General features: G+C 73.2%; 26 protein-coding genes. 14 read left to right on the forward strand and 12 right to left on the reverse strand.

The window, feature by feature from the left end:
• Positions 1–168 precede the first annotated feature (168 nt).
• Positions 169–867, reverse strand: a complete 699-nt coding sequence (locus AB0L89_RS16630) for a response regulator transcription factor (RefSeq protein WP_365140959.1) — start codon at positions 865–867, stop codon at positions 169–171.
• 459 nt (positions 868–1,326) lie between these two features.
• Here AB0L89_RS16630 and AB0L89_RS16635 point away from each other — a divergent pair, with 459 nt between their 5' ends.
• The 3 genes from AB0L89_RS16635 (at position 1,327) to AB0L89_RS16645 (ending at position 5,101) form a co-directional block, all read left to right on the forward strand.
• On the forward strand, positions 1,327–3,750 hold the full coding sequence (locus AB0L89_RS16635) for a phosphoketolase family protein (RefSeq protein WP_365140962.1): 2,424 nt from the start codon (positions 1,327–1,329) through the stop codon (positions 3,748–3,750).
• A gap of 81 nt (positions 3,751–3,831) precedes the next feature.
• Positions 3,832–4,455: a DUF4232 domain-containing protein gene (locus tag AB0L89_RS16640; RefSeq protein ID WP_365140965.1), complete on the forward strand. Its 624-nt coding sequence runs from the start codon at positions 3,832–3,834 to the stop codon at positions 4,453–4,455.
• Positions 4,442–5,101, forward strand: coding sequence for an alpha-ketoglutarate-dependent dioxygenase AlkB (locus AB0L89_RS16645; protein ID WP_365140968.1), 660 nt, complete (start codon positions 4,442–4,444; stop codon positions 5,099–5,101). Before AB0L89_RS16640 ends, AB0L89_RS16645 begins: the two co-directional genes overlap by 14 nt.
• Before the next feature lie 25 nt (positions 5,102–5,126).
• On the opposite strand, the gene AB0L89_RS16650 is transcribed toward AB0L89_RS16645, so the two are convergent.
• From AB0L89_RS16650 to AB0L89_RS16660, 3 genes are all read right to left on the reverse strand, one after another.
• Positions 5,127–5,978 carry an LLM class flavin-dependent oxidoreductase gene (locus tag AB0L89_RS16650; protein ID WP_365140971.1) on the reverse strand — a complete coding sequence of 284 codons (852 nt, stop codon included), beginning with the start codon at positions 5,976–5,978 and terminating at the stop codon, positions 5,127–5,129.
• 258 nt (positions 5,979–6,236) lie between these two features.
• Complete coding sequence (locus AB0L89_RS16655) at positions 6,237–6,956, reverse strand: 2OG-Fe(II) oxygenase (protein WP_365140974.1); 720 nt, start codon at positions 6,954–6,956, stop codon at positions 6,237–6,239.
• A complete protein-coding gene (locus tag AB0L89_RS16660; protein ID WP_365140977.1) occupies positions 6,953–7,450 on the reverse strand; it encodes a methylated-DNA--[protein]-cysteine S-methyltransferase in 498 nt (165 codons plus the stop codon). Before AB0L89_RS16660 ends, AB0L89_RS16655 begins: the two co-directional genes overlap by 4 nt.
• 238 nt (positions 7,451–7,688) lie before the next feature.
• Here AB0L89_RS16660 and AB0L89_RS16665 point away from each other — a divergent pair, with 238 nt between their 5' ends.
• Both AB0L89_RS16665 and AB0L89_RS16670 read left to right on the forward strand, forming a co-directional pair.
• A complete protein-coding gene (locus AB0L89_RS16665) occupies positions 7,689–9,710 on the forward strand; it encodes an NADPH-dependent 2,4-dienoyl-CoA reductase (RefSeq protein ID WP_365140980.1) in 2,022 nt (673 codons plus the stop codon).
• A gap of 54 nt (positions 9,711–9,764) precedes the next feature.
• Positions 9,765–10,409, forward strand: coding sequence for a PadR family transcriptional regulator (locus AB0L89_RS16670; protein ID WP_365140983.1), 645 nt, complete (start codon positions 9,765–9,767; stop codon positions 10,407–10,409).
• Between the two features lie 41 nt (positions 10,410–10,450).
• Here the strand turns inward: AB0L89_RS16670 and AB0L89_RS16675 are convergent, their stop codons facing one another.
• The 4 genes from AB0L89_RS16675 to AB0L89_RS16690 all read right to left on the reverse strand — a co-directional run bounded on the left by AB0L89_RS16675 (position 10,451) and on the right by AB0L89_RS16690 (position 13,731).
• Positions 10,451–11,569, reverse strand: coding sequence for a Gfo/Idh/MocA family oxidoreductase (locus tag AB0L89_RS16675; RefSeq protein ID WP_365140986.1), 1,119 nt, complete (start codon positions 11,567–11,569; stop codon positions 10,451–10,453).
• A complete protein-coding gene (locus AB0L89_RS16680; RefSeq protein ID WP_365140989.1) occupies positions 11,566–12,345 on the reverse strand; it encodes a sugar phosphate isomerase/epimerase in 780 nt (259 codons plus the stop codon). Before AB0L89_RS16680 ends, AB0L89_RS16675 begins: the two co-directional genes overlap by 4 nt.
• 178 nt (positions 12,346–12,523) lie before the next feature.
• Entirely contained in the window at positions 12,524–13,027 is a 504-nt protein-coding gene (locus tag AB0L89_RS16685; RefSeq protein WP_365140992.1) for a hypothetical protein, read from the reverse strand.
• A gap of 275 nt (positions 13,028–13,302) precedes the next feature.
• Positions 13,303–13,731, reverse strand: coding sequence for a nuclear transport factor 2 family protein (locus AB0L89_RS16690; protein WP_365140994.1), 429 nt, complete (start codon positions 13,729–13,731; stop codon positions 13,303–13,305).
• Between the two features lie 135 nt (positions 13,732–13,866).
• Between AB0L89_RS16690 and AB0L89_RS16695 the strand changes: the two genes are divergently transcribed.
• The gene (locus AB0L89_RS16695) at positions 13,867–14,439 is read left to right on the forward strand and encodes a PadR family transcriptional regulator (protein ID WP_365140997.1); all 573 of its coding nucleotides are present in this window, start codon (positions 13,867–13,869) and stop codon (positions 14,437–14,439) included.
• A gap of 18 nt (positions 14,440–14,457) precedes the next feature.
• On the opposite strand, the gene AB0L89_RS16700 is transcribed toward AB0L89_RS16695, so the two are convergent.
• Positions 14,458–15,402, reverse strand: a complete 945-nt coding sequence (locus tag AB0L89_RS16700) for a fibronectin type III domain-containing protein (RefSeq protein WP_365141091.1) — start codon at positions 15,400–15,402, stop codon at positions 14,458–14,460.
• A gap of 555 nt (positions 15,403–15,957) precedes the next feature.
• Here AB0L89_RS16700 and AB0L89_RS16705 point away from each other — a divergent pair.
• Positions 15,958–16,608 carry a glycoside hydrolase family 75 protein gene (locus tag AB0L89_RS16705; protein ID WP_365141000.1) on the forward strand — a complete coding sequence of 217 codons (651 nt, stop codon included), beginning with the start codon at positions 15,958–15,960 and terminating at the stop codon, positions 16,606–16,608.
• A 19-nt stretch (positions 16,609–16,627) separates the two neighbouring features.
• On the opposite strand, the gene AB0L89_RS16710 is transcribed toward AB0L89_RS16705, so the two are convergent.
• The 3 genes from AB0L89_RS16710 to dhaK are packed head-to-tail and all read right to left on the reverse strand — an operon-like array spanning position 16,628 to position 18,725.
• Positions 16,628–17,038 (reverse strand): PTS fructose transporter subunit IIA, encoded by a 411-nt coding sequence (locus AB0L89_RS16710; RefSeq protein ID WP_365141003.1) that lies wholly within the window; start codon positions 17,036–17,038, stop codon positions 16,628–16,630.
• On the reverse strand, positions 17,031–17,672 hold the full coding sequence (dhaL, locus tag AB0L89_RS16715; protein ID WP_365141006.1) for a dihydroxyacetone kinase subunit DhaL: 642 nt from the start codon (positions 17,670–17,672) through the stop codon (positions 17,031–17,033). The genes AB0L89_RS16710 and dhaL overlap by 8 nt, the downstream gene beginning before the upstream one ends.
• A gap of 60 nt (positions 17,673–17,732) precedes the next feature.
• Positions 17,733–18,725, reverse strand: coding sequence for a dihydroxyacetone kinase subunit DhaK (dhaK, locus tag AB0L89_RS16720; RefSeq protein WP_365141009.1), 993 nt, complete (start codon positions 18,723–18,725; stop codon positions 17,733–17,735).
• A 274-nt stretch (positions 18,726–18,999) separates the two neighbouring features.
• Between dhaK and AB0L89_RS16725 the strand changes: the two genes are divergently transcribed.
• From AB0L89_RS16725 to AB0L89_RS16755, 7 genes are all read left to right on the forward strand, one after another.
• Complete coding sequence (locus AB0L89_RS16725) at positions 19,000–19,764, forward strand: hypothetical protein (RefSeq protein ID WP_365141012.1); 765 nt, start codon at positions 19,000–19,002, stop codon at positions 19,762–19,764.
• A gap of 183 nt (positions 19,765–19,947) precedes the next feature.
• Positions 19,948–21,003, forward strand: coding sequence for a proline racemase family protein (locus tag AB0L89_RS16730; protein WP_365141094.1), 1,056 nt, complete (start codon positions 19,948–19,950; stop codon positions 21,001–21,003).
• Between the two features lie 53 nt (positions 21,004–21,056).
• Positions 21,057–21,224 carry a hypothetical protein gene (locus AB0L89_RS16735; RefSeq protein ID WP_365141015.1) on the forward strand — a complete coding sequence of 56 codons (168 nt, stop codon included), beginning with the start codon at positions 21,057–21,059 and terminating at the stop codon, positions 21,222–21,224.
• Between the two features lie 175 nt (positions 21,225–21,399).
• Positions 21,400–21,762, forward strand: coding sequence for a hypothetical protein (locus tag AB0L89_RS16740; RefSeq protein WP_365141018.1), 363 nt, complete (start codon positions 21,400–21,402; stop codon positions 21,760–21,762).
• Between the two features lie 260 nt (positions 21,763–22,022).
• Positions 22,023–22,361 (forward strand): hypothetical protein, encoded by a 339-nt coding sequence (locus AB0L89_RS16745; protein WP_365141021.1) that lies wholly within the window; start codon positions 22,023–22,025, stop codon positions 22,359–22,361.
• A 114-nt stretch (positions 22,362–22,475) separates the two neighbouring features.
• Positions 22,476–23,585 (forward strand): PLP-dependent cysteine synthase family protein, encoded by a 1,110-nt coding sequence (locus AB0L89_RS16750; protein WP_365141024.1) that lies wholly within the window; start codon positions 22,476–22,478, stop codon positions 23,583–23,585.
• Complete coding sequence (locus AB0L89_RS16755; RefSeq protein WP_365141027.1) at positions 23,582–24,874, forward strand: MFS transporter; 1,293 nt, start codon at positions 23,582–23,584, stop codon at positions 24,872–24,874. The genes AB0L89_RS16750 and AB0L89_RS16755 overlap by 4 nt, the downstream gene beginning before the upstream one ends.
• The last annotated feature ends 109 nt before the right edge of the window (positions 24,875–24,983 follow it).

The following is a 24,983-nucleotide window of genomic DNA, read 5'->3' on the forward strand; positions in this document are numbered from 1 at the left end:
CTCGTCGGGGCTGTCGGGGCTGTCGGGGCTGTCGGGGCTGTCGGGCTCTCAGGGCTTCTCGGAGCTTTCGGGTCCTTCGGGCCGCTGAGGGCCCCTTCCCATCGCGGGAGTGTCGGGAAGGGGCCCTTCTTCCGGGCGGCGCGGGGTGAGGGGATCGGCTGCCGCCACTCAGTGGGGGTCCTTTCCCGGCGGGGTGAACTGCGCGGCCATCACGGCGGCCTGGATCCGGCGCTCCACGCCGAGCTTGGCGAGCAGCCGGGAGATGGCGTTCTTGACGGTCTTCTCGGAGAGATAGAGGGTGCGGCCGATCTGCCGGTTGGTGCGGCCCTCGCCGATGAGGGCGAGGATCTCGTGCTCGCGCGCGGACAGCGCGGCGAGCCGTCGCTCCCCGGGGCCGCCGTCCTCGGGCACCTCCGGTCCGCGCAGCGTGGACATCAGTCTCGCCGTCGTCGCGGGATCGAGCATCGACCGTCCGGCGGCGACCGTGCGGACGGCCGAGACGAGGTCCGATCCCTTGATCTGCTTCAGTACATAGCCGGCCGCCCCCGCCATGATCGCGTCGAGCAGGGCGTCGTCGTCGTCGAACGACGTCAGCATCAGACAGGCCACCTCGGGGACGCGCGAGCGCAGTTCACGGCAGACCGTGATGCCGTCGCCGTCCGGCAGCCGTACGTCCAGGACGGCCACGTCCGGACGGAGCGCGGGCCCGCGGATCAGCGCCTCCTCGCCGGTCGCGGCCTCCCCGGACACCACGATGTCGGGCTCGGCGTCCAGCAGGTCGCGCAGTCCCCGGCGGACGACTTCGTGGTCGTCGAGGAGGAAGACCCGGATGGGGTCGTCGGCCGACGGTTCGCGCTGGTCCGGCATGACGGCCTCCTGACGGTGGATCGCTGACGGGCGGGCGGGGCGGACGGCGGCTCGGGACGGGCGGTGGCGGACAGGAAGACTCCCCTCCGGTGCTCCTGGCGGACACCGCCCCGCGCGAGCCTCCCCCAGCCTGCCGTCCGGTCGTGGTCAACGCGTGTGCCATGGACAGGATCGGGCCAAGAGCCCCTCACGGGCAGGGGCCAAGTGGCCCTCTCCAAGGGCCTGTTCGGCACTCCCGTACGTACGCGTGCGATGGCAGCGTCGACAGAGACTGCCCGGGGCCCGCGCCGCGGGTCCTGTACGTGGCGGCCGGCCGCACATGCCTGCCCGGTGGCGCTCGCCCCGCACGGACGACCCCGCGTCCGCCATGGGCCCCACGGCCGCGGGAACCGCACGTCCGACCGCACGACCGACCGTACGACTGACGCACGGCCACCTCACGACTGACGTGCCGCGCCCGTGGAACCCGCGCGGCACCCTGTCGTACGCCCCGACCCTTGCGAGGAGACGGAGGAGACCTCCATGGCACCCCTGGCGAAGGATCACCTGGCGGCACTCGACGCCCACTGGCGCGCCGCCAACTATCTGGCCGTCGGCCAGATCTACCTGATGGACAACCCGTTGCTGACCGAGCCGCTGCGGCCCGAGCACATCAAGCCGCGCCTGCTCGGCCACTGGGGCACCTCGCCCGGCCTCAACCTCGTCCACACCCACCTCGACCGCGTCGTCAAGGAACGCGGACAGGAGGCCCTCTGCGTGTGGGGCCCGGGGCACGGCGGGCCCGCCGTGCTCGCCAACTCCTGGCTGGAGGGCTCGTACAGCGAGATCTACCCCGATGTCACCCGTGACGCGGAGGGCATGGCGAAGCTGTTCCGGCAGTTCTCCTTCCCGGGCGGAGTGCCCAGCCACGTCGCCCCGGAGACACCGGGCTCGATCCACGAGGGCGGCGAGCTCGGCTACTCCCTCGCGCACGCCTACGGCGCCGCCTTCGACCGTCCCGACCTCCTGGTCGCCTGTGTGGTGGGTGACGGCGAGGCCGAGACCGGCCCGCTGGCCGGTTCCTGGCACGCCAACAAGTTCCTCGACCCCGTGCACGACGGCGCGGTCCTGCCGATCCTCCACCTCAACGGCTACAAGATCGCCAACCCGACGGTGCTCGCCCGGCTGCCCGAGGACGAACTCGACGCGCTGCTCACGGGGTTCGGCCACGAGCCGCTGTACGTGAGCGGCGACGATCCGCGCAAGGTGCACCAGGCGATGGCACGCGCGCTGGACCACGCCCTCGACCGCATCGCCGCCGTCCGGCAGTCCGCGCGGCGCGGCGGCACACACGTCCGCCCCCGCTGGCCCTTGATCGTGCTGCGCACGCCCAAGGGATGGACCGGCCCCGCGGTCGTGGACGGTCTGCCGGTCGAGGGCACGTGGCGCGCACACCAGGTGCCGCTCGCCGGAGTGCGCGAGAACCCCGACCATCTGGCGCAGCTGGAGAACTGGCTGCGCTCCTACCGCCCCCACGAGCTGTTCGACGCGCACGGCCGGCCCACCGCGCAGGTGCTCTCCTGCGTCCCCGAGGGAGCGCACCGGCTGGGTGCGAGTCCGTACGCCAACGGCGGGCTGCTCACGCGCCCGCTGCCCGTGCCGCAGCTGGAGCGGTTCGCCGTCACCGTCGACAAGCCGGGCACGACCCTGCACGAGCCGACCAGGGTGGCCGGCGGGCTGCTCGCCCAGGTCATGGCCGACACGGCCCGCAGGCGCGACTTCCGTGTCATGGGGCCGGACGAGACCGAGTCGAACCGGCTCGCCGCGCTCTTCGGCGCCACCGGGAAGGCCTGGCAGGACCGCACCCTCGAATCGGACGAGCACCTTTCCCCCGGCGGGCGCGTCATGGAGGTCCTCTCCGAACACCTCTGCCAGGGCTGGCTGGAGGGCTACACCCTCACCGGCAGGCACGGCCTGTTCTCCTGCTACGAGGCGTTCGTCCACATCGTCGACTCGATGGTCAACCAGCACATCAAGTGGCTGCGGACCGCGCGCGCACTGCCCTGGCGCGCACCTGTGCCGTCGCTCAACTACCTGCTGACCTCGCACGTGTGGCGCCAGGACCACAACGGCTTCTCGCACCAGGATCCCGGCTTCGTGGACCACGTGCTCAACAAGAGCCCCGACGTCGTACGCGTCTATCTGCCGCCGGACGCCAACACGCTGCTGTCCGTGGCCGAGCACGTCCTGCACAGCCGTGACTACGTCAACGTCGTCGTCGCGGGCAAGCAGCCCTGCTTCGACTGGCTCGGTCTGGACGAGGCCCGTGCCCACTGCGCGCGCGGGGCGGGCATCTGGGAGTGGGCCGGGACGGACGACGGCACCCGCGACCCCGACGTGGTCCTGGCCTGCGCGGGCGACGTGCCGACCCAGGAAGTCCTCGCCGCGGCGGGCCTGTTGCGCGACCACCTGCCAGAACTCGCCGTCCGGGTGGTCAACGTCGTGGACATCGCCCGGCTGCTGCCGCGCGAGGAACACCCGCACGGCATGGCCGACTTCGAGTATGACGCGCTGTTCACCCGCGACCAGCCGGTGATCTTCGCCTATCACGGCTATCCGTGGCTGATCCACCGTCTCGCGTACCGCCGCACCGGCCACCCCCATCTCCACGTGCGCGGCTACAAGGAGGCGGGCACGACGACCACGCCGTTCGACATGGTCGTCCGCAACGACCTGGACCGGTACCGGCTCGTCATGGACGTCATCGACCGCGTCCCGGGCCTCGCCGTGCGCGCCACGGCCGTCCGGCAGGCGATGGCCGACGCCCGGACCCGTCACCACGCCTGGATCCGCGAACACGGCACGGACCTGCCCGAGGTCGCCGCGTGGGCGTGGCCGTACTGAGGCCGTTGTCGGACCCCTGTGGCACGGTGTGAGGAGAAGGATCACGCGCTGTGCGTGACGACGGTGCGGCAGGGGGGCGCGATGCGTACGGGGCATGTGCGGCGGGCGGTGCGGGGTGCCGTGGGGCTGGCTCTCGCGGCAGTGCTGACCACGACGGGCTGCTCGGGGAGCGGCGGCGACGCCACGGCGAAGGGCGAGCCGCGCCCTTCGCCGTCACCGACCGGGTCCCCGGGCGGCTCCCCCGCTCCCTCCCCGTCCGGCACCCCCGCGCCTGCTCCCACGGGCGACTTCGCCCCCTGCACGACCGCCGGCACGCGGGCGAGCGTCGGCGAGGACCCGGAAGGAGACCTCATGCTGACGGTCACCAACACGGGCAAGGAGCCCTGCGTCGCCCTCGGGGCACCCCGGCTGAGGTTCGGGAGCTCGCGGACGGTCACCACTCCGGTGACCGCCACCAGGCCGGACGCACCGGTGACGCTCGCCCCCGGCCGGTCCGCCTACGCGGGGATCCTCACCGCCTGGGAGCCCGACGACTTCGTCACCGTGCGGCGCGTCTCCCTGTCCTTCGCCGCCGACGCCCGGGGACGCGCCGCCGCGGGGCCGTGGGTGACGGTCGCGCTGCCCCGCGCCACCGAGTACGAGGAGTCCGACGCCGAGGTCACCTACTGGCAGGGGACCCGTGAGGACGCGCATGCCGACGGCTGACGAGCTCTTCCCCCGGACCCGCACCACCCTGGGGCCGGGGGCCGTGCACCTTCCGGACTGGCTCCCGCCCCGGGCGCAGCGGCGGCTGCTGGACGCGTGCCGCGCGTGGGCCAGGCCGCCCGCCGGGCTGCGCCTGGTCAGGACGCCGGGCGGCGGGACCATGACGGCCCGGCAGTTCGGCCTCGGCTGGCACTGGTATCCGTACGGGTACGCGCGCAGCGCGGTCGACGGCGACGGTGCCCCGGTGAAGCCGATGCCGTCGTGGCTCGCCGACCTGGGGCGCGCGGCGGCCGAGGCGGCCGGTCACGGGGGCGAGGAGGTGTACGACATCGCGCTCGTCAATTTCTACGATTCCGACGCGCGCATGGGCATGCACCGCGACAGCGACGAGAAGTCCGACGCCCCGGTGGTGTCGCTGAGCCTCGGCGACACGTGCGTCTTCCGCTTCGGCAACACGAGCACGCGCGCGAAGCCGTACACGGACGTCGAGCTGCGCAGCGGCGACCTGGTCGTCTTCGGCGGGCCGTCCCGCCTCGCCTACCACGGGGTGCCGCGCGTGCTCCCCGGCACCGCGCCGCCCGGTCTGGGGCTGACCGGGCGGCTGAACATCACGCTGCGGGTGAGCGGACTGACCGACGCGGCGTGAGGGCGGGGCCCGTTCGCCGGACCGCTCAGAACAGTGCGTCGGCGAGGCGGTCGATCTGGTCGACGTCCGAGGACCAGCAGTAGAGCATGACCTCGTCGGCGCCGATGCCGATGAAGTCGTGGACCGCACGGCGGAGCGTGTCGGGCGTGGTGAGGAGACCGTCCGCCATGTGGTCGGCGCGACCGCTGAACGCGTAGTAGTCCAGGAGGTTGCGGCGGGCCCGCTCGACGGTGGCCGGCGGGCCGAGGGCCGTGTTCACCTGGGCGACCAGGCGCGGCCTGCCGGGGCGGTCGTGCTTCTCCCAGGCCGCCTCGACGTCGCGGAACAGTCCGTCCATGAGCGGGGCGGGCAGCGCGGCGCCGAGGAAGCCGTCGCCGAACCGGCCGACCCGTTCGAGCGCCGCCGGGGCGAAGCCGCCGAACAGCACCTCCGGGCCGCCGGGCGTCGTGGGCGCGGGACCGATGGGCCCGACGCCTGCGCCGTACGACTCGCCCCGCCAGGTCCGGCGCAGCAGGGGCAGCTGTTCGTCGAGGCGGCGGCCCCGGCGGTGGAGGTCGATGCCGGCGGCCAGGCAGTCGTCCTCGCGGCCGCCGACGCCGATGCCGAGCGTGAACCGGCCGCCCGACATGCGGTCGAGCGTCGCGGCCTGCTTGGCGAGCAGCGCCGTGCCGTGCACGGGCGCGATCAGCACCTCGGTCTGGAGGCGGATGCGGGAGGTGGCACCGGCCAGCGCCGCGAGGGCGACGAGCGGTTCGGGGTTGTCGTAGACGAGCCGGTCGAGCAGACCGAGCGTGGTGAAGGGGCCGGCGTCGGCGCGCCGGGCCCAGGTCAGCAGCAGGGCGGGATCGTCGACGGGGAGACCGAGACCGATCTTCATGGGAATTCCTCCGGAGGGCATACCGAATACAGGTGCCGCCCCTCCGTGGCTCCGCGCTGTTGTGCGCGGGCTCGCTCCCGTTCTGCGGCGTGGTTCGAGAGAGCGTGATCTTTAGAGTGCGGTGAGCGTAGCGCCGGCGGCCGGGCCCGATCAACGGCTTTTCGGTGGCCGGGGGACACCTCTCGGGGCGCGTGGCGGAGAACGCCCCTCAGGACGCCCCTCAGGGCGCGCCCCAGGACGCCCGGCGGAGAGCACCCCTCAGGACGCGTCGTGGAACACCAGCCCCAGTGACCTCCGCAGTCCTGAGCGCACCGTGCTCACGCCGTGCCGCACCGGCCCCGCCGACCAGCCGCGGGTCGAGCGGACGGGACGGTCGCGGGTGGTGAAGACCAGGCCGTGCCCCTGCTCCAGGACCGTCGACGTGCCGCGCGACTGCGCCCGCGGCCGCTGTTCGACCAGGAGGAACTCGCCGCCCGTGTAGTCGGTGCCCGGCTCGTCGAGACCGATGACGACCTGGAGCGGGAAGACCATGTCCCCGAAGAGGTCGCGGTGCAGGGCGTTCCAGTCGCCCTCCTCGTAGCGCAGGAGGATCTGCGCCGACCGGGTCTGGCCCGCCGCGTGGCACTGGTCGAGCCACTCCTCCAGGGAGTCGGGCCACGGTGCCGGGCGGCCCAGCCGGGCCGCCCAGTCGCGGGCGACGGTCAGCAGGTGCGGATAGAGCGCCGCCCGCAGCCGCGCGACGGGCTCCGGCAGGTCGTGCGTGAAGTAGCGGTACCGCCCGGAGCCGAAGCGGTGCCGTGCCATGTCGACCGTGGAGCGGAACAGCGTGAGGTCGTCGTAGAGGGCCGCGATCGCTCGGCACTCGTCCGGGCCGAGGAGCCGGGGCGTGAGCGCGCAGCCGTGCGCGTCGAGTTCGGCGGCCAGCGCCGGCCAGTCGGCCGCGTCGACCGCCGCGGCCGGGGTCCTGGTGGTGGTCATGCCGCCTCCAGGTCGAGGAGCCGCTGCTTGCGCTCCAGGCCGCCCGCGTACCCGGTCAGGGACCCGTCGGCGCCGATCACGCGGTGGCAGGGGCGGACGACGAGCAGCGGATTGCGGCCGATGGCGGTGCCCAGGGCGCGGACCGCGGCGCGGGAGAGGCCGAGCCCCTCGGCGAGCCGCCCGTAGGTGGTCGTGGTGCCGTAGGGCACCGAGTCCAGGGCGTCCCAGACCTTGCGCTGGAACTCCGTGCCCGCCCCGGTCGCGTACTCGATGTCGAAGTGGGTCAGGCTCCCGGCGAAGTACGCGCGCAGCTGCGCGGTGATGGCGTCGAACGCCTCGTCGTCGCGGACCCAGCCGTCCCGGACGACGGCGCCGCCCTTCTGGCCGGGCATGGACAGCGAGGCCAGCGCGGTGCCGCCCTTGGCGGTGGCCGAGGCCTCGCCCACCAGCAGCAGCTCGCCCAGCGGGCTGTCGGTCGTCGTGTAGACGGTCATCGGACTCTCCTCGATGGTGCGTGGTCCCCGGGGCCGGAGGCCTCGGTCGCGAGCTTGACGAGGTCAAGTCTGCGTCGCGCGCGTGAGCGCGGCTGGCGGGATTCGGACATCGCGCTGAACCTGCAGGGACCGTGCCGACACTCGGGAGAGACCCCGGTCACGCCTTATGCAACTAGTTGCACAAGGGTTCGCGCCTGGTCTACAACTGTCCTGTGGACATCGCGTACGGAGGGGCCGCATGAGCCGATACCCGAACCTGCTCAACCCGCTCGACCTGGGATTCACCACCCTGCCCAACCGGGTCCTGATGGGTTCCATGCACGTGGGCCTCGAAGAGGCGCCGAACGGCTTCGAGCGGATGGCCGAGTTCTACGCGACCCGCGCGCGCGGCGGCGTCGGCCTCATCGTCACCGGCGGCATCGCACCGAACGAGGTCGGCCGCCCCTGGGACGGCGGCGCCAAGCTGACCACGGAGGCGGAGGCCGAGAAGCACGCCGGGGTGACCGCGGCCGTGCACGCCGAGGGCGGCCGGATCGCGATGCAGATCCTGCACTTCGGGCGGTACGCCTACCACGACAAGCTGGTCGCCCCGAGCCCGCTCCAGGCGCCGATCAGCCCCTTCGTGCCGCGCGAGCTCACCGACGACGAGGTCGAGCAGACCATCGAGGACTTCGTGCGCGCCGCCGAGCTCGCCAAGCTCGCCGGGTACGACGGCGTCGAGGTCATGGGCTCCGAGGGCTACCTGATCAACGAGTTCATCGCGGCCCCCACCAACCAGCGCACCGACCGCTGGGGCGGCGCCTACGAGAACCGCATCCGGTTCCCCGTCGAGATCGTCCGCCGCACCCGCGAGCGCGTCGGCGCGGACTTCATCATCATCTACCGCCTGTCCATGCTGGACCTCGTCCCCGGCGGCTCCACCCTGGAGGAGGTCGTCCACCTCGCCAAGGAGATCGAGGCGGCGGGCGCGACCATCATCAACACCGGCATCGGCTGGCACGAGGCACGCATCCCCACCATCGCGACGTCGGTGCCGCGCGGTGCGTACACCTTCGTCACCAAGAAGGTCATGGGCGAGGTCTCCGTCCCGCTCGTCACCACCAACCGCATCAACACCCCCGAGATCGCCGAGCAGTTGCTCGCCGACGGCGCGGCCGACATGGTGTCGCTCGCCCGCCCGCTGCTCGCCGACCCCGACTTCGTCGCCAAGGCGCAGGCGGAGCGGTCCGAGGCGATCAACACCTGTATCGGCTGCAACCAGGCCTGCCTGGACCACACCTTCAACCTGCAGATCACCTCCTGCCTGGTGAACCCGCGCGCCTGCCACGAGACCGAGCTGGTCCTCTCGCCGACCCGCACCAAGAAGCGCCTGGCCGTCGTCGGCGCGGGCCCCGCCGGGCTCGCCTTCGCCGTCTCCGCGGCCGAGCGCGGCCACGACGTCACGCTCTTCGACGCCGCCCCCGAGATCGGCGGCCAGCTCAACGTCGCCCGCAAGGTCCCGGGCAAGGAGGAGTTCGACGAGACGCTGCGCTACTACCGCACCCAGCTCGAACTGCACGGCGTGGACGTGCGGTTGGACACGGTCGTCACGGCCGAGCAGCTCACGGAGGCGGCGTACGACGAGGTGGTGCTCGCCACCGGCGTCACGCCCCGCACCCCCGAGATCCCCGGCATCGACCACCCCAGCGTCGTCGGCTACCTCGACGTGCTGCGCGACGGCGCGCCCGTGGGGGAGCGGGTCGCGATCATCGGCGCGGGCGGCATCGGCTTCGACGTCGCCGAGTACCTCACCGACGGCGGCGAGAAGGCGAGTCTGGACCCGGCGACGTACTTCCGGCAGTGGGGCGTCGACATGGACTACCGCGAGCGCGGCGGCCTGACCGCGCCCGAGCGCCCGGCGCCGCCGCGCACCGTCCACCTCCTCCAGCGCAAGACGTCCAAGGTCGGCCAGAACCTCGGCAAGACGACGGGCTGGATCCACCGCACCGAACTGCGCCACCGGGGCGTCGCCATGGTCGCGGGCGTCCAGTACGACCTGATCGACGACGCGGGCCTGCACATCACCGTCGACGGCGAGTCCTCCGTCATCCCGGTCGACACGGTCGTCGTCTGCTCGGGGCAGGAACCCCGCCGCGGCCTGTACGAGGAGCTCACCGCGGCGGGTGTGGAGGCCCACCTGATCGGCGGCGCGGACATCGCCGCCGAGCTGGATGCCAAGCGCGCGATCAAGCAGGGCACGGAGCTGGCCGCCGCCCTGTGACCCGCCCGCCCGGGGCGACGGCGCCCCGGGTGAGGTGTCCTTAGGATGGCCCGCATGTCACTCCCGCACGCCATCCTCACCGCCCTGCTGGAGAAGCCGTCGTCGGGCCTGGAGCTGACGCGCAGGTTCGACAAGTCGATCGGCTACTTCTGGTCGGCCACGCACCAGCAGATCTACCGCGAGCTGGGCAGGCTGGAGCGCGAGGGGGCGATCCGCGCGCTGCCCCGGCAGGGGGCGACGCGCGGACAGAAGAAGGAGTACGAGGTCCTGCCGGCGGGCCGCGCCGAACTGGCCCGCTGGACGGCCGCGAGCCAGGACCCCAAGCCCCTGCGCGACACCCTCCTGCTGCGCCTGCGTGCCGCCGCCGTCGTCGGCACGGACGGCATCCTGGCGGACCTGCGCCGCCATCTGGAGCTGCACCAAGGGCAGTTGGCGGAGTACGAGGAGATCGAGCGGCGGGACTTCCCGCCCGGGAAGGATGCCGTCGAGGACCGGCTGCGGCACGTGGTGCTGCGCGCGGGCATCGACCTGGAGACCTTCTGGACGCAGTGGCTCGCGCGGGCGATCGAGGAGATCGACGGGACCGACGAGACGGCCGGGACCGACAAGACCGGCAAGACCGACGGGACCGGCAAGACCGACAGGACCGGCAAGACCGCCGGTGTCGGGGCCACGGGGGAACCCGACGCGTCGAGCTGACCGATGTGCGGCCCTTCCGTTCCGGTGGCCCGGCAGGCGGCTCAGCCGAGGGTGGCTGCCCCGGGATCCCAGTCGGTGGGCAGCGGCTCCGGCGGTACGACTCGCGTCGCCGGTGCGGTGAACTCCGAACGCTCGGCCGCGCGCGTGATCGCCGTCATGGTCTGCAGGACGTGCAGGGCGAGCGCGCCGGAGGCGCGGTGGGCGGTGCCGCCGCGCACGGCGCGCGCCATGTCGACCACACCGAGGCCGCGGCCGTCCGTCCGCCCCCGCACGGGCAGTTCGCGCCACTCCTCGGCTCCGTTGGGCAGCAGCCGCAGCGGGCCGCCGAACGTGTTCGGGTCGGGCACCGCGAGCGTGCCCTCGGTCCCGGTCACCTCGAAGCGGATGCGGGGCAGCGCCGAGTCGAAGCTGAACGTCGAGGCGGCCCGTACCCCGGACGCGAACTCGACGAGCGCCGACACGTGCGTCGGCACGTCGACGGGGAAGACCTGCCCGGCCTTCGGGCCCGACCCGACGGTGCGCTCCGTGCGCGCGCGTGCCGCCGTCGCCGCGACCCGCGACACGCCGCCGAACAGGGCGACGAGCGAGGTCAGATAGTAGGGGCCGAGGTCGAAGAGCGGTCCCGCGCCCGGCTGGTAGAAGAACGCCGGATCGGGGTGCCAGCCCTCCGGTCCCAGACTCTGCGTCACGGTCGTCGCCGCCACGGGCACGCCGATGTGTCCGGCCGCCACGGCCCGCAGCGCCGACTGCAGGCCCGCGCCGAGGAAGGTGTCCGGGGCGTTGCCCACGAGCAGTCCCCGCTCGGCCGCCTCGGCGAGCAGCTTCTCGGCCTCGGCGGGCGCGAGCGTGATCGGCTTCTCGCCGTAGACGTGCTTGTCGGCGCGCAGCGCGGCCGTCGCCACCTGCGCGTGCGCGGCGGGCACGGTGAGGTTGACGACGAGTTCGACCTCCGGCAGGGCGAGCACCGTCGCCACGTCGCCCGACACCGGTATGCCGTGGGCGCGGGCCACGGTGGCGGCCCGCTCCTCGTCGAGGTCGGCGACGGCCACCACCCGGACGTCCGGGAACCGGCCGAGCGTACGCAGGTACTGGGCGCTGATGACGCCCGCGCCGACGACGGCGACGCCGACGGGACCCGAGCCCGTGGAGGGTGAACTCACGCCGCCTCCAAGGAGGTGAGATAGGTGTGGCTGGCCTTCAGCTCGTCGAAGAGGGTGTCCGCGGAGCCCGCGCAGGAGTCGAACTCGACGATCCGCCAGGCGTGGGGCGCGGCGGCGAGGATCTCCGGCACCGGCATGGTGCCGCCGCCGACCGCCACGTTCGGGTCCTCCTTGGTGCCGGGCCCGTCCTTGAGGTGCAGGGCCCGTACGCGGTCGCCGAGGCGGCGCAGCAGCCCCGGCACCTCGGCGCCGCCGACGGCCGCCCAGTAGGTGTCGACCTCCAGGAACACGGCGGGGTCGAGGAGTCCGGCGAGGATCTCGACGGCGTGCGGCCGGGCTTCGTCGGCCGCTCCGTCCGCGGCGTCGAAGCGGGGCTCGATCTCCCACCAGTGGTTGTGGTAGCCGACGCGCAGTCCGTGCCGTTCCGCCTTCTTGGCGAGGGAGTTGAGCCGCTCGGCGGTCCGCGCGAGGCCGTCGCGCGAGGTGAACTCCTCGTGCGGGACGCCCGCAGGGACGATCGCGAGGTCGGTGCCGAGCGTGGCCACCGCGTCGAGGACGGGACCCGGCTCGGGGCCGAGCAGCTGCATCACGTGCGCGCCGGACACGGTGAGGCCGAGAGCGTCGACGATCCGCCGCAGCCCCTTGGCGTCGTCGAGGACGTCGTACGCCTCCACCGCGCCGTACCCGAGGGAGGCGAGGCGGCGCAGCGTCCCCTCCCGGTCGGCGGCGAGCTGGTCGCGCACGCTGTAGAGCTGAACGCTGAGCGGTCGTGTCATGGACGCGCCCTCCCTGTCGGCTGGGAGGACCGTAAGTCGGTTCGGTGGGGCGGGCAAGGGTGCCCGGGGAGGGTGGGGTGGTCGTGCGGGGTGGTGCGGGAGCGCAGAGAACCGCCGCCCGGCCGCCGTGTCGGCGGCGGGGCGGCGGTCGGTGGTGCTCTTGTCGCCGTGCCCGTGTTCAGGTCCGGCCCGCGGCTCCTCGGCGCCGCAGGTACCAGAAGCCCCCGCCGGCGGCCGCGGCCACCAGGGCCCCGCCCGTGACGAGCGTGAGCGTGCCCCGGTCCTCGGTACCGCCCCCGAGTCCACCCCGCACGCCGCGCGCGGGCGCGGTGGTCGAGGAGGCCGTCGGCGTGGTGCCGACGGTGACGGTCCGAGGCCCGACGGACGAGCCGTCCTTGCAGGTGACGAGCACCGTGTAGGTGCCGGCGCTGACATTCCGCCAGGTACCGCTCCCATTGGTCACGTCCACCTGTTGGCCGCCGGCGAAGCTGGCGTTGGCGCCGCCCATGAGCGAGGCCGTGCCGCCGTTGACACAGGCGGAGGTGGTGACCTGCACGGTGGATCCGGTGGCGGTCACATTGATCCCGCCGCCCGCGGAAGCCGAAGGTGCACCGAGGATCAGCGGCAGTGCCGCGGCGGAGACGGTCAGGCCGGCCCGGACACATATCTGAGTAGTACGCATGAGACTGCCCTCCGGTGGCACGGGAGGCGGAACAACCCATGCGCCGCCGCATGTCGGGGAAACGCCCGTGCTACCTGACGAAGAGCCAACGCGCCGCGACCGCGCGCCGCATGCGGAGGGCCGCCGGGCAGGTGACGGAATCCTTCGTCCGGCTCAGACCGCTACCTGATCGGCCGTCACTTCGGGCGGGTGCCGCGGGCGCTCACGGGACCTGTCGGACCGTCAGCCGGACCTGCCGGACCGTCACCCGGCGTACGGGGCCGCGCCCCGGCTCCTCACGGCGCGGGGACGAGGCCGTCGGCGACCAGGCCCTCGTACACCGCCTGTCCGAGCGTCTGGACCGCCGACTGCGGGCGGACCATCACGGTGAACTCCTTGATCCGGCCCTCCTCGTCGAAGTGCAGCAGGTCGATGCCGTGGATCTCCTTGCCGTTCACGGTCGTACGGAAGAGCAGGACGTCCGACTCGGCCTCGCCGCCGTCGGCGCTCGTCTGCGCCTCGCCGGTGTAGGAGCCGACGTACCGGAAGTCCTCGAACGTGCGCAGCAGTACGCCGAAGAGTCCGAGCACCATCGGCCGGCCCTCGAACGGGGTGAACTTCACCGGGCTGTAGAACCGCACGTCCGGAGTGAACAGTTCCGCAAGGGCGGAGAGGTCGCGCTTCTCGACGATGTCGCGGAAGCGGGCGGCGGTGGGGTGCGTCATGGGTCCTCCCGGACGGTCGGCGGCACGAGGGGCGCGCCGCCGCTCGTGGCCGGGTTTTCATAGTCATCAATCTGACTACTCAGATTGATGACTATGATGGGGGTACGCGACGGCGAAAGGGAAGGGGGTCCGGCGATGGCTCTGCGGCACGCGGTGCTCGCGGCGCTGCTGGACGGCGAGTACAGCGGCTATCAGCTGGCCAAGGGCTTCGACATCGGCGTGGCCAACTTCTGGCACGCGCTGCCCCAGCAGCTCTACGCCGAGCTGGCCAAGCTGGAGACGGAGGGCCTGGTCGCGGGCCGGGAGGTGGTCCAGGAGGGGCGTCCGAACAAGCGGCTGTTCCGGGTCACCGACGCGGGCCTCGCCGAGATGGAGCGGTTCGCCGCCCGCGCCGCGAAGCCGTCGTTCATCCGCGACGACCTGCTGGTCAAGGTGCAGGCGGTCGACGGCGTCGCCGCGGCGCCGGTGATCGAGCAGCTCACGGAGCGGGCCGCGGTCGCCGACGCGAAGATCGAGGTCCTGGACAAGCTCCTCGTGAAGCTGCGGGGCGGCGCCGACGAGGCGGAGTTCCTGCGCACCGGCGAGCGCGTCGGCCCCTATCTGACCTGTCTGCGCGGGCTCTCCTTCGAACGGGAGACCCGCGACTGGTGCCGGCGCGCGGCGGCCCTGCTGAGTGAACGGGCGGCCGCCGCGCGGGGAAGCGGATGAGCGCGGGAGGAGCCCCGGTCACTCGCCCGTGGTGACCGTCCGCTCGGGGGAGTAGCTGCCCCAGGTCCCGTCCGGCAGCTTGGGGCGGATCCGGACGCGGTGCCGCTCCCCGTCCTGCCTGCCGATGTAGAAGCTGTGCTCGGCCTTGTCCTCGGGCGCGGTGCCGCCGAAGACGAGCGAGGTGACGGTGCGGCCGTCCAGTTGGATCTGATACTCCGCCACGGCGCCGCCGGTGCGCGGCGGCGTCCACGTCAGGTCGATGTAGTACGCGCCGTCCTTGCGGTGCGTCGCCGCGCGGAAGCCGGTGGGCGCCGTGGCGCGCCCCGAGTCCTTGCCCGGCGCTGTCGTGAGCCGGACCTCGGCGCTCGCGGGCGAGAAGTTGTCGGCGGCGTCGCGCGCCTTGACCGTGAAGGTGTAGTCGGTGCCGGGCCGCAATCCGGTGACCAGCGTCGCGGTCTGCCCGCCGCCCACGCTGTGGATCTTCGAACCGCCCTGGTAGATCTCGTACGAGGCCACGGCCTTGTCGTCCGTCGACCTGCCCCAGGAGAGCATCGCCGCGCGACTGCCCTCGGCCTCGCCCTTCAGGTGCGCGGGGCGGGTCGGTGCCTCGCGGTCCGCGGCGGCGGCCTTGGGCGTCGTGACGGTGAGCTTCCTGCTGTCCTCGCTGACGTTCCCCTCGGCGTCGCGGGCGCGGACGGTGAAGGTGTACGTGGTGGAGGCCTTGAGTCCGACGACGTCCACCATGTGGCGGCTGCTCGGCACCTCCTTGACCTTCTTGGCGTCGCGGTAGACCTCGTAGGCGGTGACGCCGGTGTTGTCGGTGGCCTGGTTCCACATGACGTGGGCGGTGGTGGCGCTGCCCGCCTGCACGGTCAGGCCCCGGGGTGCGGCGGGAGGGCTGGTGTCCTTGGTGTCCTCGCCGCCCCACCCGCAGCCGCCGAGCGTGACCGCGGTCGCGGCCATGACGGTCAGCAGGGCCAGTGGGGTGGACAGATGGGGGGTCCGTCGCACGGGGTGCTGCCTTCCACTCGTCGGCATTGGTCCGGACCTATTTGACACAGCTGACGGGGGCACATCAAGGGGTTAGTGGCGGAGGGTCCATCCCCCGAACGGCGCAGTCGGGGTACGTCTGGGCGCAGATCGGGATATCTGGCCTACAAGCCGTCAGTCATCCCCCACGAAGGGTTCTTTCACGTGCGTACCAGAACGGCGGCTCTGGCCGTCGCTGCCGGAGCCGCCCTGCTGGCCCCCGCCTCCTGCCCCGCCGCGGCGCAGCCGCCGTCGGCCGGACCGGCCGTCAGATCGCCTGATCCGAGGGATGGTTCAGGGGCGGGGAGCGGTTCGGAAGGGGCGGGCGGTCCGGCGGGACAGGGCGCTTCGGCCGGGCAGCCTGGTGCGGCGGGGTGGAGTGGCTCGGACGCGCGGGGCGGCGCGGAGGCGCCGGGAGGCCTTGCGGGCGCTCCGGGCGCTCCGGGTGCCCCGGGACGGCCGGGGGCTCCGGCCGCGCAGGTCGCCCCCGTGGTGCCCGCCGACTCCACCGCACCTGCCGACCCCGCCGGCCCCGCTGTCCCCGCCGTCCAGGAGGGCTCCGTGCGGGCCGCCGACCTGCTGGCCAGGACGCGGTCCTGCAAGCAGATCTCGCACGGCAAGTTCCGCACGGACGACGGTGCCCGCGCGGACGTCCCCGTCTGCGGGACGCGCGGCGCGGTCTTCTGGAAGGCCGACATGGACATCGACTGCGACGGGCGGCCGACGAAGGCCTGCAACCGCCGCACCGACCCGCTCTTCCTCCACGCCACGGCCTTCCAGCAGTCCGACGGCCGGCAGCTCGACGCCGCACGCCTGCCCTACGTCGTCGTGCCCGGCGCGAGCCGGCGCTGGAACCATGCCGGGCACGGCATCACCGGCGGCACCGTCGCCGCCGTGATCCACCGCGACCGGGTCCAGTACGCCGTCGTCGGCGACACCGGCCCCACCGACCTGATCGGCGAGGCGTCGTACGCGACGGCCAAGGCGCTCGGCATCCGGCCCGACCCGAGGACGGGCGGCGCGGGCCCCGGCGTCACGTACATCCTGTTCAAGGGGCCCAAGGCGACCCCGATCGAGAGCCACCGGGCCGCCGTCGCACGCGGCGACGCGCTGGCCCGGCAGTTCGTCCGGCGGAAGTAGCGGCGACTCGCCTGCGGCCTCACACCTTCCGGTAGGCGTACGCCTCCGTGGCCGCCGCCTCCACGGCGGCCAGGTCGGCACCGGCCGACGCGGTCACCACGGCCGCGACCGCGCCCTCCACGAACGGGGCGTCCACCAGGCGCGCGCCGTCCGGGAGTTCGTCGCCGTCGGCAAGCAGTGCCTTCACGGTGAGGACCGCGCTGCCGAGGTCGGTCAGGAGCGCGACGCCCGCGCCGCGGTCGACCTGCGCGGCGGCCGCCGCGATCAGCTCCGCGCTGGTGCCGAGCCCGCCGTCCGCCGTACCGCCCGCCGCGGCGACGGGCGCGGTGGCGCCGCCGCCCGCGAGGCCCGCGGCGAGCGCGACGACCGCCTCGGCGACGGGACCGCTGTGCGACACGAGCACGATGCCGACCAGCCGTCCCTCAGCCATGGCCGCCCTCCCGCGCCCCGCCGTTGCCCGCCCCGCCGTCCCGCGCGGTCTCGGCGAGCGCCGCGAAGAGCAGCGCCGAGGACGTCGCGCCGGGGTCCTGGTGCCCGACGCTGCGCTCGCCCAGATAGCTCGCGCGGCCCTTGCGGGCCCGCAGCGGGGTCGTGGCGAGAGCGCCGTCGAGCGCCGCCGCCCGGGCCGCGCCGAAGGACTCGGTGAGAGCGTCGAGGCCGGGGTAGAGCGCGTCCAGCATCGTCTTGTCGCCGGGCGCGGCACCGCCGAGCGCGGCCACCGCGTCGACGCCGGTGCGCAGCGCCTCGGCGAATCCGGCCTCGTCGACCTCGGCGGCCTCGCCCAGCGCCTTGCCCGTACGGCGCAGCAGCGTGCCGTAGAGCGGGCCCGCTGCCCCGCCGACCGTCGAGATCAACTGCCGTCCCGCCAGGGTCAGTACGGCCCCGGGCGTGTCGGGCCCCTCGTTCTCCAGCGCGGTCGCGACGGCGGTGAAGCCGCGCCGCAGATTGCTGCCGTGGTCGGCGTCGCCGATGGGCGAGTCCAACTCGGTGAGCCGGTCCGCCTCGCGGTCGACGGCCGCGGCGGTGGCCGTCAGCCAGCGGCGGAAGAAGTCGGCGTCGAGCACAGGTTCTCCTAGCGTCGTCGTAGGGGTGGGCGCGGGCCCGGTGCGAGGGGGAGCGGGCGGTCACATGCCCCAGCGCAGCCCCGCTGTGCGGACCGGCGCGTCCCACAGCCGCAGCAGATCCTCGTCGATCTGACACAGCGTCACCGAGGCCCCGGACATGTCCAGCGAGGTCACGTAGTTGCCGACGAGCGTGCGGGCCACGGGCACACCGCGCTCCACGAGCACGCGCTGGACCTCGGCGTTGAAGCCGTACAGCTCCAGCAGGGGAGTGGCCCCCATGCCGTTGACGAGCAGGAGCACCGGATCGCGCGGTTCGAGATCCTCCAGGACGGCGTCCACCGCGAAGTCGGCGATCTCGCCGGAGGTCATCATCGGGCGCCGCTCGCGCCCCGGCTCGCCATGAATGCCGATGCCCAACTCCAGCTCTCCTGAAGGGAGTTCAAAGGTCGGGCTGCCCTTGGCCGGGGTGCTGCACGCGCTGAGCGCGACGCCGAAGCTGCGGGTGTTCTCGTTGACCCGGCGCGCGAGGGACTCGACCCGCTCCAGCGGCATGCCCGCGTCGGCGGCGGCCCCGGCGATCTTCTCCACGAAGAGCGTGCCGCCGGTGCCGCGTCGCCCGGCCGTGTAGAGGCTGTCGTTGACGGCCACGTCGTCGTCGACGAGCACTTTGGCCACCCGGATGCCCTCGTCCTCGGCGAGTTCGGCGGCCATGTCGAAGTTGAGCACGTCGCCGGTGTAGTTCTTCACGACGAACAGCACGCCCTCGCCGCTGTCCACGGCGGCCGCGGCCCGCACCATCTGGTCCGGCACCGGTGAGGTGAAGACCTCGCCGGGGCAGGCGGCCGACAGCATGCCGGGTCCCACGAACCCGCCGTGCAGCGGCTCGTGCCCGGACCCGCCGCCCGAGACGAGGGCGACCTTCCCGGCGACGGGTGCGTCCCTGCGTACGATCACGCGGTTCTCGACGTCGACGATGAGCTCGGGATGCGCGGCGGCCATCCCGCGCAGCGCGTCGGTGACGACGGTCTCGGCGACGTTGATCAGCATCCTCATCGGTACCTCCTGCGAAGAGCGGAGACGTGCGAAGCCCCGGGCCGGGCACGGGCGCGGTCCGGTCGTGCACCCCGGGCCGCCCGCGGCCGCGGACCGGTGGCGAACCGGGGCCGGTCGCGGACCTCAGGCCAGCATCGACCGGCGGGGCCGTCAAGAGTCCAAGTCCGTTCGCGCGATCGTCCATGGCGGCGCGGGCCGTGCGTGCGTACAACCTGTTCGGCAGCAGTTCCCTCCACAGAGCAGCAGTTCCCCCCCCCACAGAGAGGAACAGCACATGTCCTTCAAGGCCTTTCGCCGCTGCGCCGCGGTCGCCGCGGCCACGGGATTGTTCATGGCCATGGCCGGGTCCGCGCACGCGGACGTCGGAGGCGGCAACGTCTCGGTGAGCTGGCAGGTGTCCGGCGCCCCGGCGGCCGGGCTGAGCAACCTCACCTTCCCCATCACCGTGAACACCGCGACGGCCCACAAGAGCGGCATCTACTTCGCCCAGCAGTTCGGCTTCAGCAACGCCCCCGACGTCGGTTACACCGGCCTCCAGCCGCGCCCGAACAGCGGCGGCAAGGAAAGACTCTCCGCCCGCTTCTCCAGCTTCGTCGCGGGCACGACGACGTCCGACCCGCTCTGCCACGAGGGCGCCGACGGCGGCCCCGGCGTGACCTGCGCCGTGGACTTCGACGCCGTCTACGGCCACCGGTACGACATCAGGGTCCAGAAGTCCGGGAGCGACACCTGGACCGGCACCGCCCGGGACACGGTCAACGGCAAGGAGACCCATCTGGGGACGTGGACGCTGCCGGCGGGCAGCGGCGGTCTGCGAGGCTCCCAGGGCGGGTTCGTGGAGTACTACCTGGGCATCCCCAGCTGCGCCGACATGCCCAGGTCCGACGTCGTCTTCGGCGGACCCACGTCCACCGACGGGGGCGGTCTGAGCGGCACCTCCCGCGCCAACTACGAGTACAGCGACTGCGTCGGGGAGTCCAACTACCGCGCGGAGAACGACGGTTCGGGCACGCACGTCACCCGGGGCTTCGTCTCGTAGCGGGCCCCGCCCACCGGTGCCGTCCGGCCGGGAACCCTCTGGAGAATGTGACATATTACTGTCACGCGATCGCCGTCCCGGAGGGTTCCTGCCGTGAACAGCCCCGTGAACAGCCCCGTGAACAATCTCGCGAGCCGTCCCGTGAACAGCCCCGCGAGCCGTCCCGTGAACAGCGCCACCACCGTGCCCGCCGTCACGACCGTGCGGACCACCGACTACCACGCGGCGGGGGAGCCCTTCCGCATCGTCGACATGTCCGACGCCGGGTTGCCGCCGGTCCCCGGCGACGGCGTGGCCGAGCGGCGCGCCACCGTCATCGGCCCCCGGGGCTCCGCCACCGCCCCGCGCCCCGGCCCCCTGGACGAGGTGCGCAGGTTCCTCGTCCAGGAGCCGCGGGGGCACGCGGGCATGTACGGCGGGTTCGTCGTGCCGCCGGACGACGACGGGGCGCACCTGGGCGTCCTGTTCTGGCACAAGGACGGCTACTCGACCGCCTGCGGCCACGGCACGATGGCCCTCGGCGCCTGGGCGGTGGACTCCGGCCTCGTCGGCGCCCCCGACGAGGGTGACGTCCAGGTCCGCGTCGACGTGCCGTCCGGGCGCGTCACCGCGACGGTGCACCGCTCGGCGGGCCGCACCACCGGCGTCACCTTCCGCAACGTTCCCGCCCGGGTCACCGCCCGCAGGGTGCCCGTGACCACGAGCCTGGGCGCCGTCGAGGTCGACCTCGCGTACGCCGGTGCCTGCTACGCCTCGCTGGCGGCCCGCGACCTGGGGCTGACCGTGGACCGGGACGCGCTGCCCGCGCTGCTGCGGGCGGGGCGCGAGATCCGTGCCGCGCTGGCGGGTCACCCCGCCACCCGGCACCCGGACGGCCCTCTGCTCTCGGGGGTCTACGGCGTGATCCTCCACGAGGAGCTTCCGGACATCCCCGACGGCCTCCGCCAGCGCAACGTCACCGTGTTCGCCGACGGCCAGATCGACCGTTCCCCCTGCGGCTCGGGCACGTCCGCGCGGCTCGCGCTGCTCGCCGACGAGGGCCGGCTGGGCGTGGACGGCGAGCTGACACTCACTCATGAGTCCGTGATGGGAACGGTGTTCACCGGCAGGGTCGTTCCCGGTGCCGACGCGGCGGGCGGTCTCGTCACCGAGGTGACGGGCAGCGCCCACCGCACCGGCGAGCACGTGTTCACCCTCGACCCGTACGACAGCCTGGGTGCGGGCTACGCGTACCCCTAGGGATTCTCGTTTCCCTCGCGATTCCTATACCCCTAGGGGGTATAGTGTGGGGCATGGGAATCATCGGCAAGGAGATCGCTCTCGGTGGGGCCTCGCGCCCCTGCTCCAGGGTCTGCGGGGTCGGCGCCGCCGAAGTGGTGCTCCTGCGGCAGATCCTGGGGCTCTGCCTCCGCCTGAGCGTGCGGCTCTCGGGTGACTGCCCCGCGGGTGGGGGGAAGTGACGTGTGAGGCTGGCTTGTTCACGCTGTGTTCGTGTGGGTCGGGATGTCGGGGCCCGGGAGATCGGGTTAGGATCACGGGGTGATTACGGCCTGGTCTCCTCCCGGTGCACAACGGAGCCGCTCTACGGCGGTTCTGTGGCGGGTTGTGGGGTTGGGTCTTTTTCTCTTCTGCCTGGTGTTCTCCCACGCGGCCGCCCCGGATGTCACAGGCCGTCACCTGGTCGCCGACAGCGCGGCATCCGGTCTCACCGGGACCGACGGCGACAGCACCTCTGAGCGGCACGCCGCCGTACCGGGTGCCCTGCCCGCCTCCGGCGCGTCGGACGAACACCACCACGACCACCGGCAGCACACCGTCGAGGAATGCGCCCTCGGCCAGCCTCCGCAGGGGCCCGATGTGGACGGGCCCTGCCTCTCGCCGCTGGCCCCGGAAGGGAATGACGGCGCTCCCGCGCTGACCCGCGCCCCGTATCTGGCCGGACGGGACTTCGTGGTCCCGATAGCGCATGCGGCGGACACCACGATCCTGCGCGTGTAGGCCGACGCCCCCTCCGAACCAGCTTCCGTACCACGGCGGTTGACCGCCTCGGCCCCTGGCCGGGCCGGGTCCCGACCCGTGCCCGACGGCTGGTTCACGGCGTCCGGCCTCCCGCGCGCGACGACGCGTTCGCGCGACGCGGCGAGGGTGGACGGCACCGTCACCCACCCCCCCACCCCCTTCCGCCCCGGCCGCCGACGTGCCGAGCCCGTGCTCGGTGCGCCGTGCGCCCCCGACGGCGGTCACCGCGCGGAGGATCTGTGCTGCCTCGGCTGTTGGTGCGTACGACGTCGTACGCCCTGTTGTTCATGGTGCTCGCGTGCTTCAGCGGGCAACTCCACTCACCGTCGGAGCGCCACGGCGCGCAACGCGTCGTCCTCGAAGCGCCCGCCTCCCCGGACCACTGTCACGAAGCGGGCCCCGGCCCCGCCGTGCAGTCGTCGGCCCGCGTCCTTGCCGTCGCGGCCCCCGGCGTCTGCGCGCGGCCGTCGGCGGACGCCCCGGACGGCCGCACGCTCCGCACCCCGGACGCCCTGCCCGCGGGCGTACCGGGCGGCGGCAGATCCGCTCTGAACTCCCTGTGCCGGTGGCGCATATAGGGCAGCCCCGCGGTCCGGCCCCCGCGCCGGCCGCTCACGTGCTGTCCAAGCGGCGGCGTGCAGGACGAGCTCCGCACGCCTCCCGCCCCCGAAAGAGAGCGAAGAGACGAAGAGATGAACTCTCCGACCGCGCACGATCCCACCCCCGCCGGGTCCACCCTTCCCGGCCTCGTCGGCAACACCCCCGTCCTGCACGTCTCCCGGCCCTTCACCCCCTCCGGCCGGGGATTCTGGGCCAAGCTGGAGGGCTTCAACCCCGGCGGCATCAAGGACCGCCCCGGACTGCACATGGTCGAACGGGCCCGCGCCCGCGGCGACTTGCGGCCCGGCCGACGCATCGTGGAGTCGACGAGCGGCACCCTCGGCCTCGGCCTCGCGCTGGCCGGGATGGTCCACGGACATCCGGTCACCCTCGTCACCGACCCGGGACTCGAACCCTCCATGACCCGCCTGCTGGCCGCCTACGGCGCCACCGTCGACATGGTGCCCGAGCCGCACCCCGACGGCGGCTGGCAGCAGGCCCGGCGCGACCGCGTCGCCGAACTCCTCGCCGAGCACCCCGGATCGTGGTGCCCCGACCAGTACGGCAACCCCGACAACGTCACCGCCTACACCCCGCTCGCCCTCGAACTGGCCGCGCAGCTGGGCCACATCGACGTCCTCGTGTGCAGTGTCGGCACCGGCGGGCACTCCGCGGGCATCTCCCGCGTCCTGCGCCAGCTCTACCCCGAACTGCGCCTGGTCGGCGTGGACACCGTCGGCTCGACCATCTTCGGCCAGCCCGCCCGGCCCCGCCTGATGCGCGGGCTCGGATCGAGCATCTACCCGCGCAACGTCGCGTACGGCGACTTCAGCGAGGTCCACTGGGTCTCGCCCGCGGAATCCGTCTGGGCCTGCCGCCAACTGGCCGCCTCCCACTACGCGACCGGCGGCTGGAGCGTCGGCGCGGTCGCCCTCGTGGCCGGCTGGCTCGTCCGGACGCTGCCGCGCGACACCCGCGTCGCCGCGGTCTTCCCCGACGGCCCCCAGCGCTATCTGGAGACCGTGTACGACGACGAATACTGCGCCGCGCACGGCCTGTTGGGCCACACCCCGGCACCGGAGCCGGATGTCGTGGGCCGACCCGACGAGAAGGAGGTCACCCGCTGGACGCGCTGCGCCACCGTCCACGACCCGCTGCTCGCGTCGACGGCGGACCGGGGCGCCGAGGGAGAGGCACGATGAGGACGACCTTCACACAGTTCCGTTCCTACGAGCGCAGCGTCCAACTGCTCCTGGCCAACCAGTTCACCATCAACCTCGGCTTCTACATGCTGATGCCCTATCTGGCTCAGCACCTGTCCGGCGGCCTCGGCCTCGCCGGGTGGCTCGTCGGACTCGTCCTCGGCGTGCGCAACTTCAGCCAGCAGGGCATGTTCCTGGTCGGCGGCACGCTCGCCGACCGGTTCGGCTACAAGCCGCTCATCGTCGCCGGCTGCGTCCTGCGCACCGTCGGCTTCGCGACGCTCGGCCTGGTCGACTCGGTCCTCGCGCTGATCCTCGCGTCGGCGGCCACCGGTTTCGCGGGGGCGCTGTTCAACCCGGCGGTGCGGGCCTACCTCGCCGCCGACGCGGGCGAGCGCCGCGTCGAGGCCTTCGCGCTGTTCAACGTCTTCTACCAGGCGGGCATCCTGCTCGGCCCCCTGGTGGGCATGCTGCTCACCGGAGTCGACTTCAGGATCACCTGCGTCGTCGCGGCGGCGGTCTTCGCGGCGCTGAGCGTCGTACAGATCCGCTCGCTGCCCGCCCGCAGGGGCAACGACGCGGCGGGTACGGCCGGCGGGCCGGGAGTCCTCGCGCAGTGGCGGGGCATCGTGCGCAACCGCGCCTTCCTGCTCTTCTCGACCGCCATGATCGGCTCGTACGTGCTGTCCTTCCAGGTGTATCTGGCGCTGCCCCTGGAGGTGCGACGCCTGGGCGGCGACGGGCGGTTCGGCACCGTCGCCGTCGCGCTGCTCTTCGCGGCGTCCGGCCTGACCACCATCCTCGCGCAGACCCGCGTGACGGCCTGGTGCAAGCGGCGGATGGCCCCGGGGCGGGCGCTGGCGTGGGGGCTGATGACCATGGGGGCCGCCTTCGTGCCGCTGCTCGCGGCGACGGCGGTGCCCGTGCCCGACGCGGGCGCGGGACGGTGGCTGCTGGCCGCCGTCCCGCCGACGCTGGCGGCGCTGCTGCTGGCCCTGGGCACGATGATCGCGTACCCCTTCGAGATGGACACCATCGTCCAGCTGTCGGGGGACCGCCTCGTCGCCACCCACTACGGCCTCTACAACACCATCTGCGGTGTCGGCATCACCCTGGGCAATCTGCTCACGGGTGCCGCGCTCGACGCGGCGCGCGCGGCCGGGATGTCGGCGCTGCCCTGGCTGGCGCTGCTCGTCCTCGGGCTCGTCTGCTCGGCCTCCCTCTACGGATTGCACCGCGCGGGGCGCCTGACCCGCACGGTCCCTGAGGCCGCGCCCGCCGTGACCTGAGAGCGGGTCCGGCCGGTGGACGCCGGTGCCGGGCGCGGTCAGTGCCCGGGGCAGGAAGCCCTCCGGCGGGCAGGCGACGTGGACGTCGAGACCGGCCGCGGCCTGCGCG

Source organism: Streptomyces sp. NPDC052114 (assembly GCF_040680155.1).
In the GTDB taxonomy this organism is placed as follows: Bacteria; Actinomycetota; Actinomycetes; order Streptomycetales; family Streptomycetaceae; genus Streptomyces.

Excerpts from the sequence above, each read along its gene's own strand:
- AB0L89_RS16735 (WP_365141015.1), top strand. The coding sequence starts at position 21,057 with ATGGGAATCATCGGCAAGGAGATCGCTCTCGGTGGGGCCTCGCGCCCC.
- AB0L89_RS16670 (WP_365140983.1), top strand. The coding sequence starts at position 9,765 with ATGTCACTCCCGCACGCCATCCTCACCGCCCTGCTGGAGAAGCCGTCG.
- AB0L89_RS16690 (WP_365140994.1), bottom strand. The coding sequence starts at position 13,731 with ATGACGCACCCCACCGCCGCCCGCTTCCGCGACATCGTCGAGAAGCGC.
- AB0L89_RS16725 (WP_365141012.1), top strand. The coding sequence starts at position 19,000 with ATGTCCTTCAAGGCCTTTCGCCGCTGCGCCGCGGTCGCCGCGGCCACG.
- AB0L89_RS16645 (WP_365140968.1), top strand. The coding sequence starts at position 4,442 with ATGCCGACGGCTGACGAGCTCTTCCCCCGGACCCGCACCACCCTGGGG.
- AB0L89_RS16685 (WP_365140992.1), bottom strand. The coding sequence starts at position 13,027 with ATGCGTACTACTCAGATATGTGTCCGGGCCGGCCTGACCGTCTCCGCC.
- AB0L89_RS16700 (WP_365141091.1), bottom strand. The coding sequence starts at position 15,402 with ATGGCCGCGACCGCGGTCACGCTCGGCGGCTGCGGGTGGGGCGGCGAG.
- AB0L89_RS16650 (WP_365140971.1), bottom strand. The coding sequence starts at position 5,978 with ATGAAGATCGGTCTCGGTCTCCCCGTCGACGATCCCGCCCTGCTGCTG.
- AB0L89_RS16640 (WP_365140965.1), top strand. The coding sequence starts at position 3,832 with ATGCGTACGGGGCATGTGCGGCGGGCGGTGCGGGGTGCCGTGGGGCTG.
- AB0L89_RS16710 (WP_365141003.1), bottom strand. The coding sequence starts at position 17,038 with ATGGCTGAGGGACGGCTGGTCGGCATCGTGCTCGTGTCGCACAGCGGT.
- AB0L89_RS16755 (WP_365141027.1), top strand. The coding sequence starts at position 23,582 with ATGAGGACGACCTTCACACAGTTCCGTTCCTACGAGCGCAGCGTCCAA.
- AB0L89_RS16665 (WP_365140980.1), top strand. The coding sequence starts at position 7,689 with ATGAGCCGATACCCGAACCTGCTCAACCCGCTCGACCTGGGATTCACC.
- AB0L89_RS16695 (WP_365140997.1), top strand. The coding sequence starts at position 13,867 with ATGGCTCTGCGGCACGCGGTGCTCGCGGCGCTGCTGGACGGCGAGTAC.
- dhaK (WP_365141009.1), bottom strand. The coding sequence starts at position 18,725 with ATGAGGATGCTGATCAACGTCGCCGAGACCGTCGTCACCGACGCGCTG.
- AB0L89_RS16660 (WP_365140977.1), bottom strand. The coding sequence starts at position 7,450 with ATGACCGTCTACACGACGACCGACAGCCCGCTGGGCGAGCTGCTGCTG.
- AB0L89_RS16750 (WP_365141024.1), top strand. The coding sequence starts at position 22,476 with ATGAACTCTCCGACCGCGCACGATCCCACCCCCGCCGGGTCCACCCTT.
- AB0L89_RS16655 (WP_365140974.1), bottom strand. The coding sequence starts at position 6,956 with ATGACCACCACCAGGACCCCGGCCGCGGCGGTCGACGCGGCCGACTGG.
- AB0L89_RS16630 (WP_365140959.1), bottom strand. The coding sequence starts at position 867 with ATGCCGGACCAGCGCGAACCGTCGGCCGACGACCCCATCCGGGTCTTC.
- AB0L89_RS16680 (WP_365140989.1), bottom strand. The coding sequence starts at position 12,345 with ATGACACGACCGCTCAGCGTTCAGCTCTACAGCGTGCGCGACCAGCTC.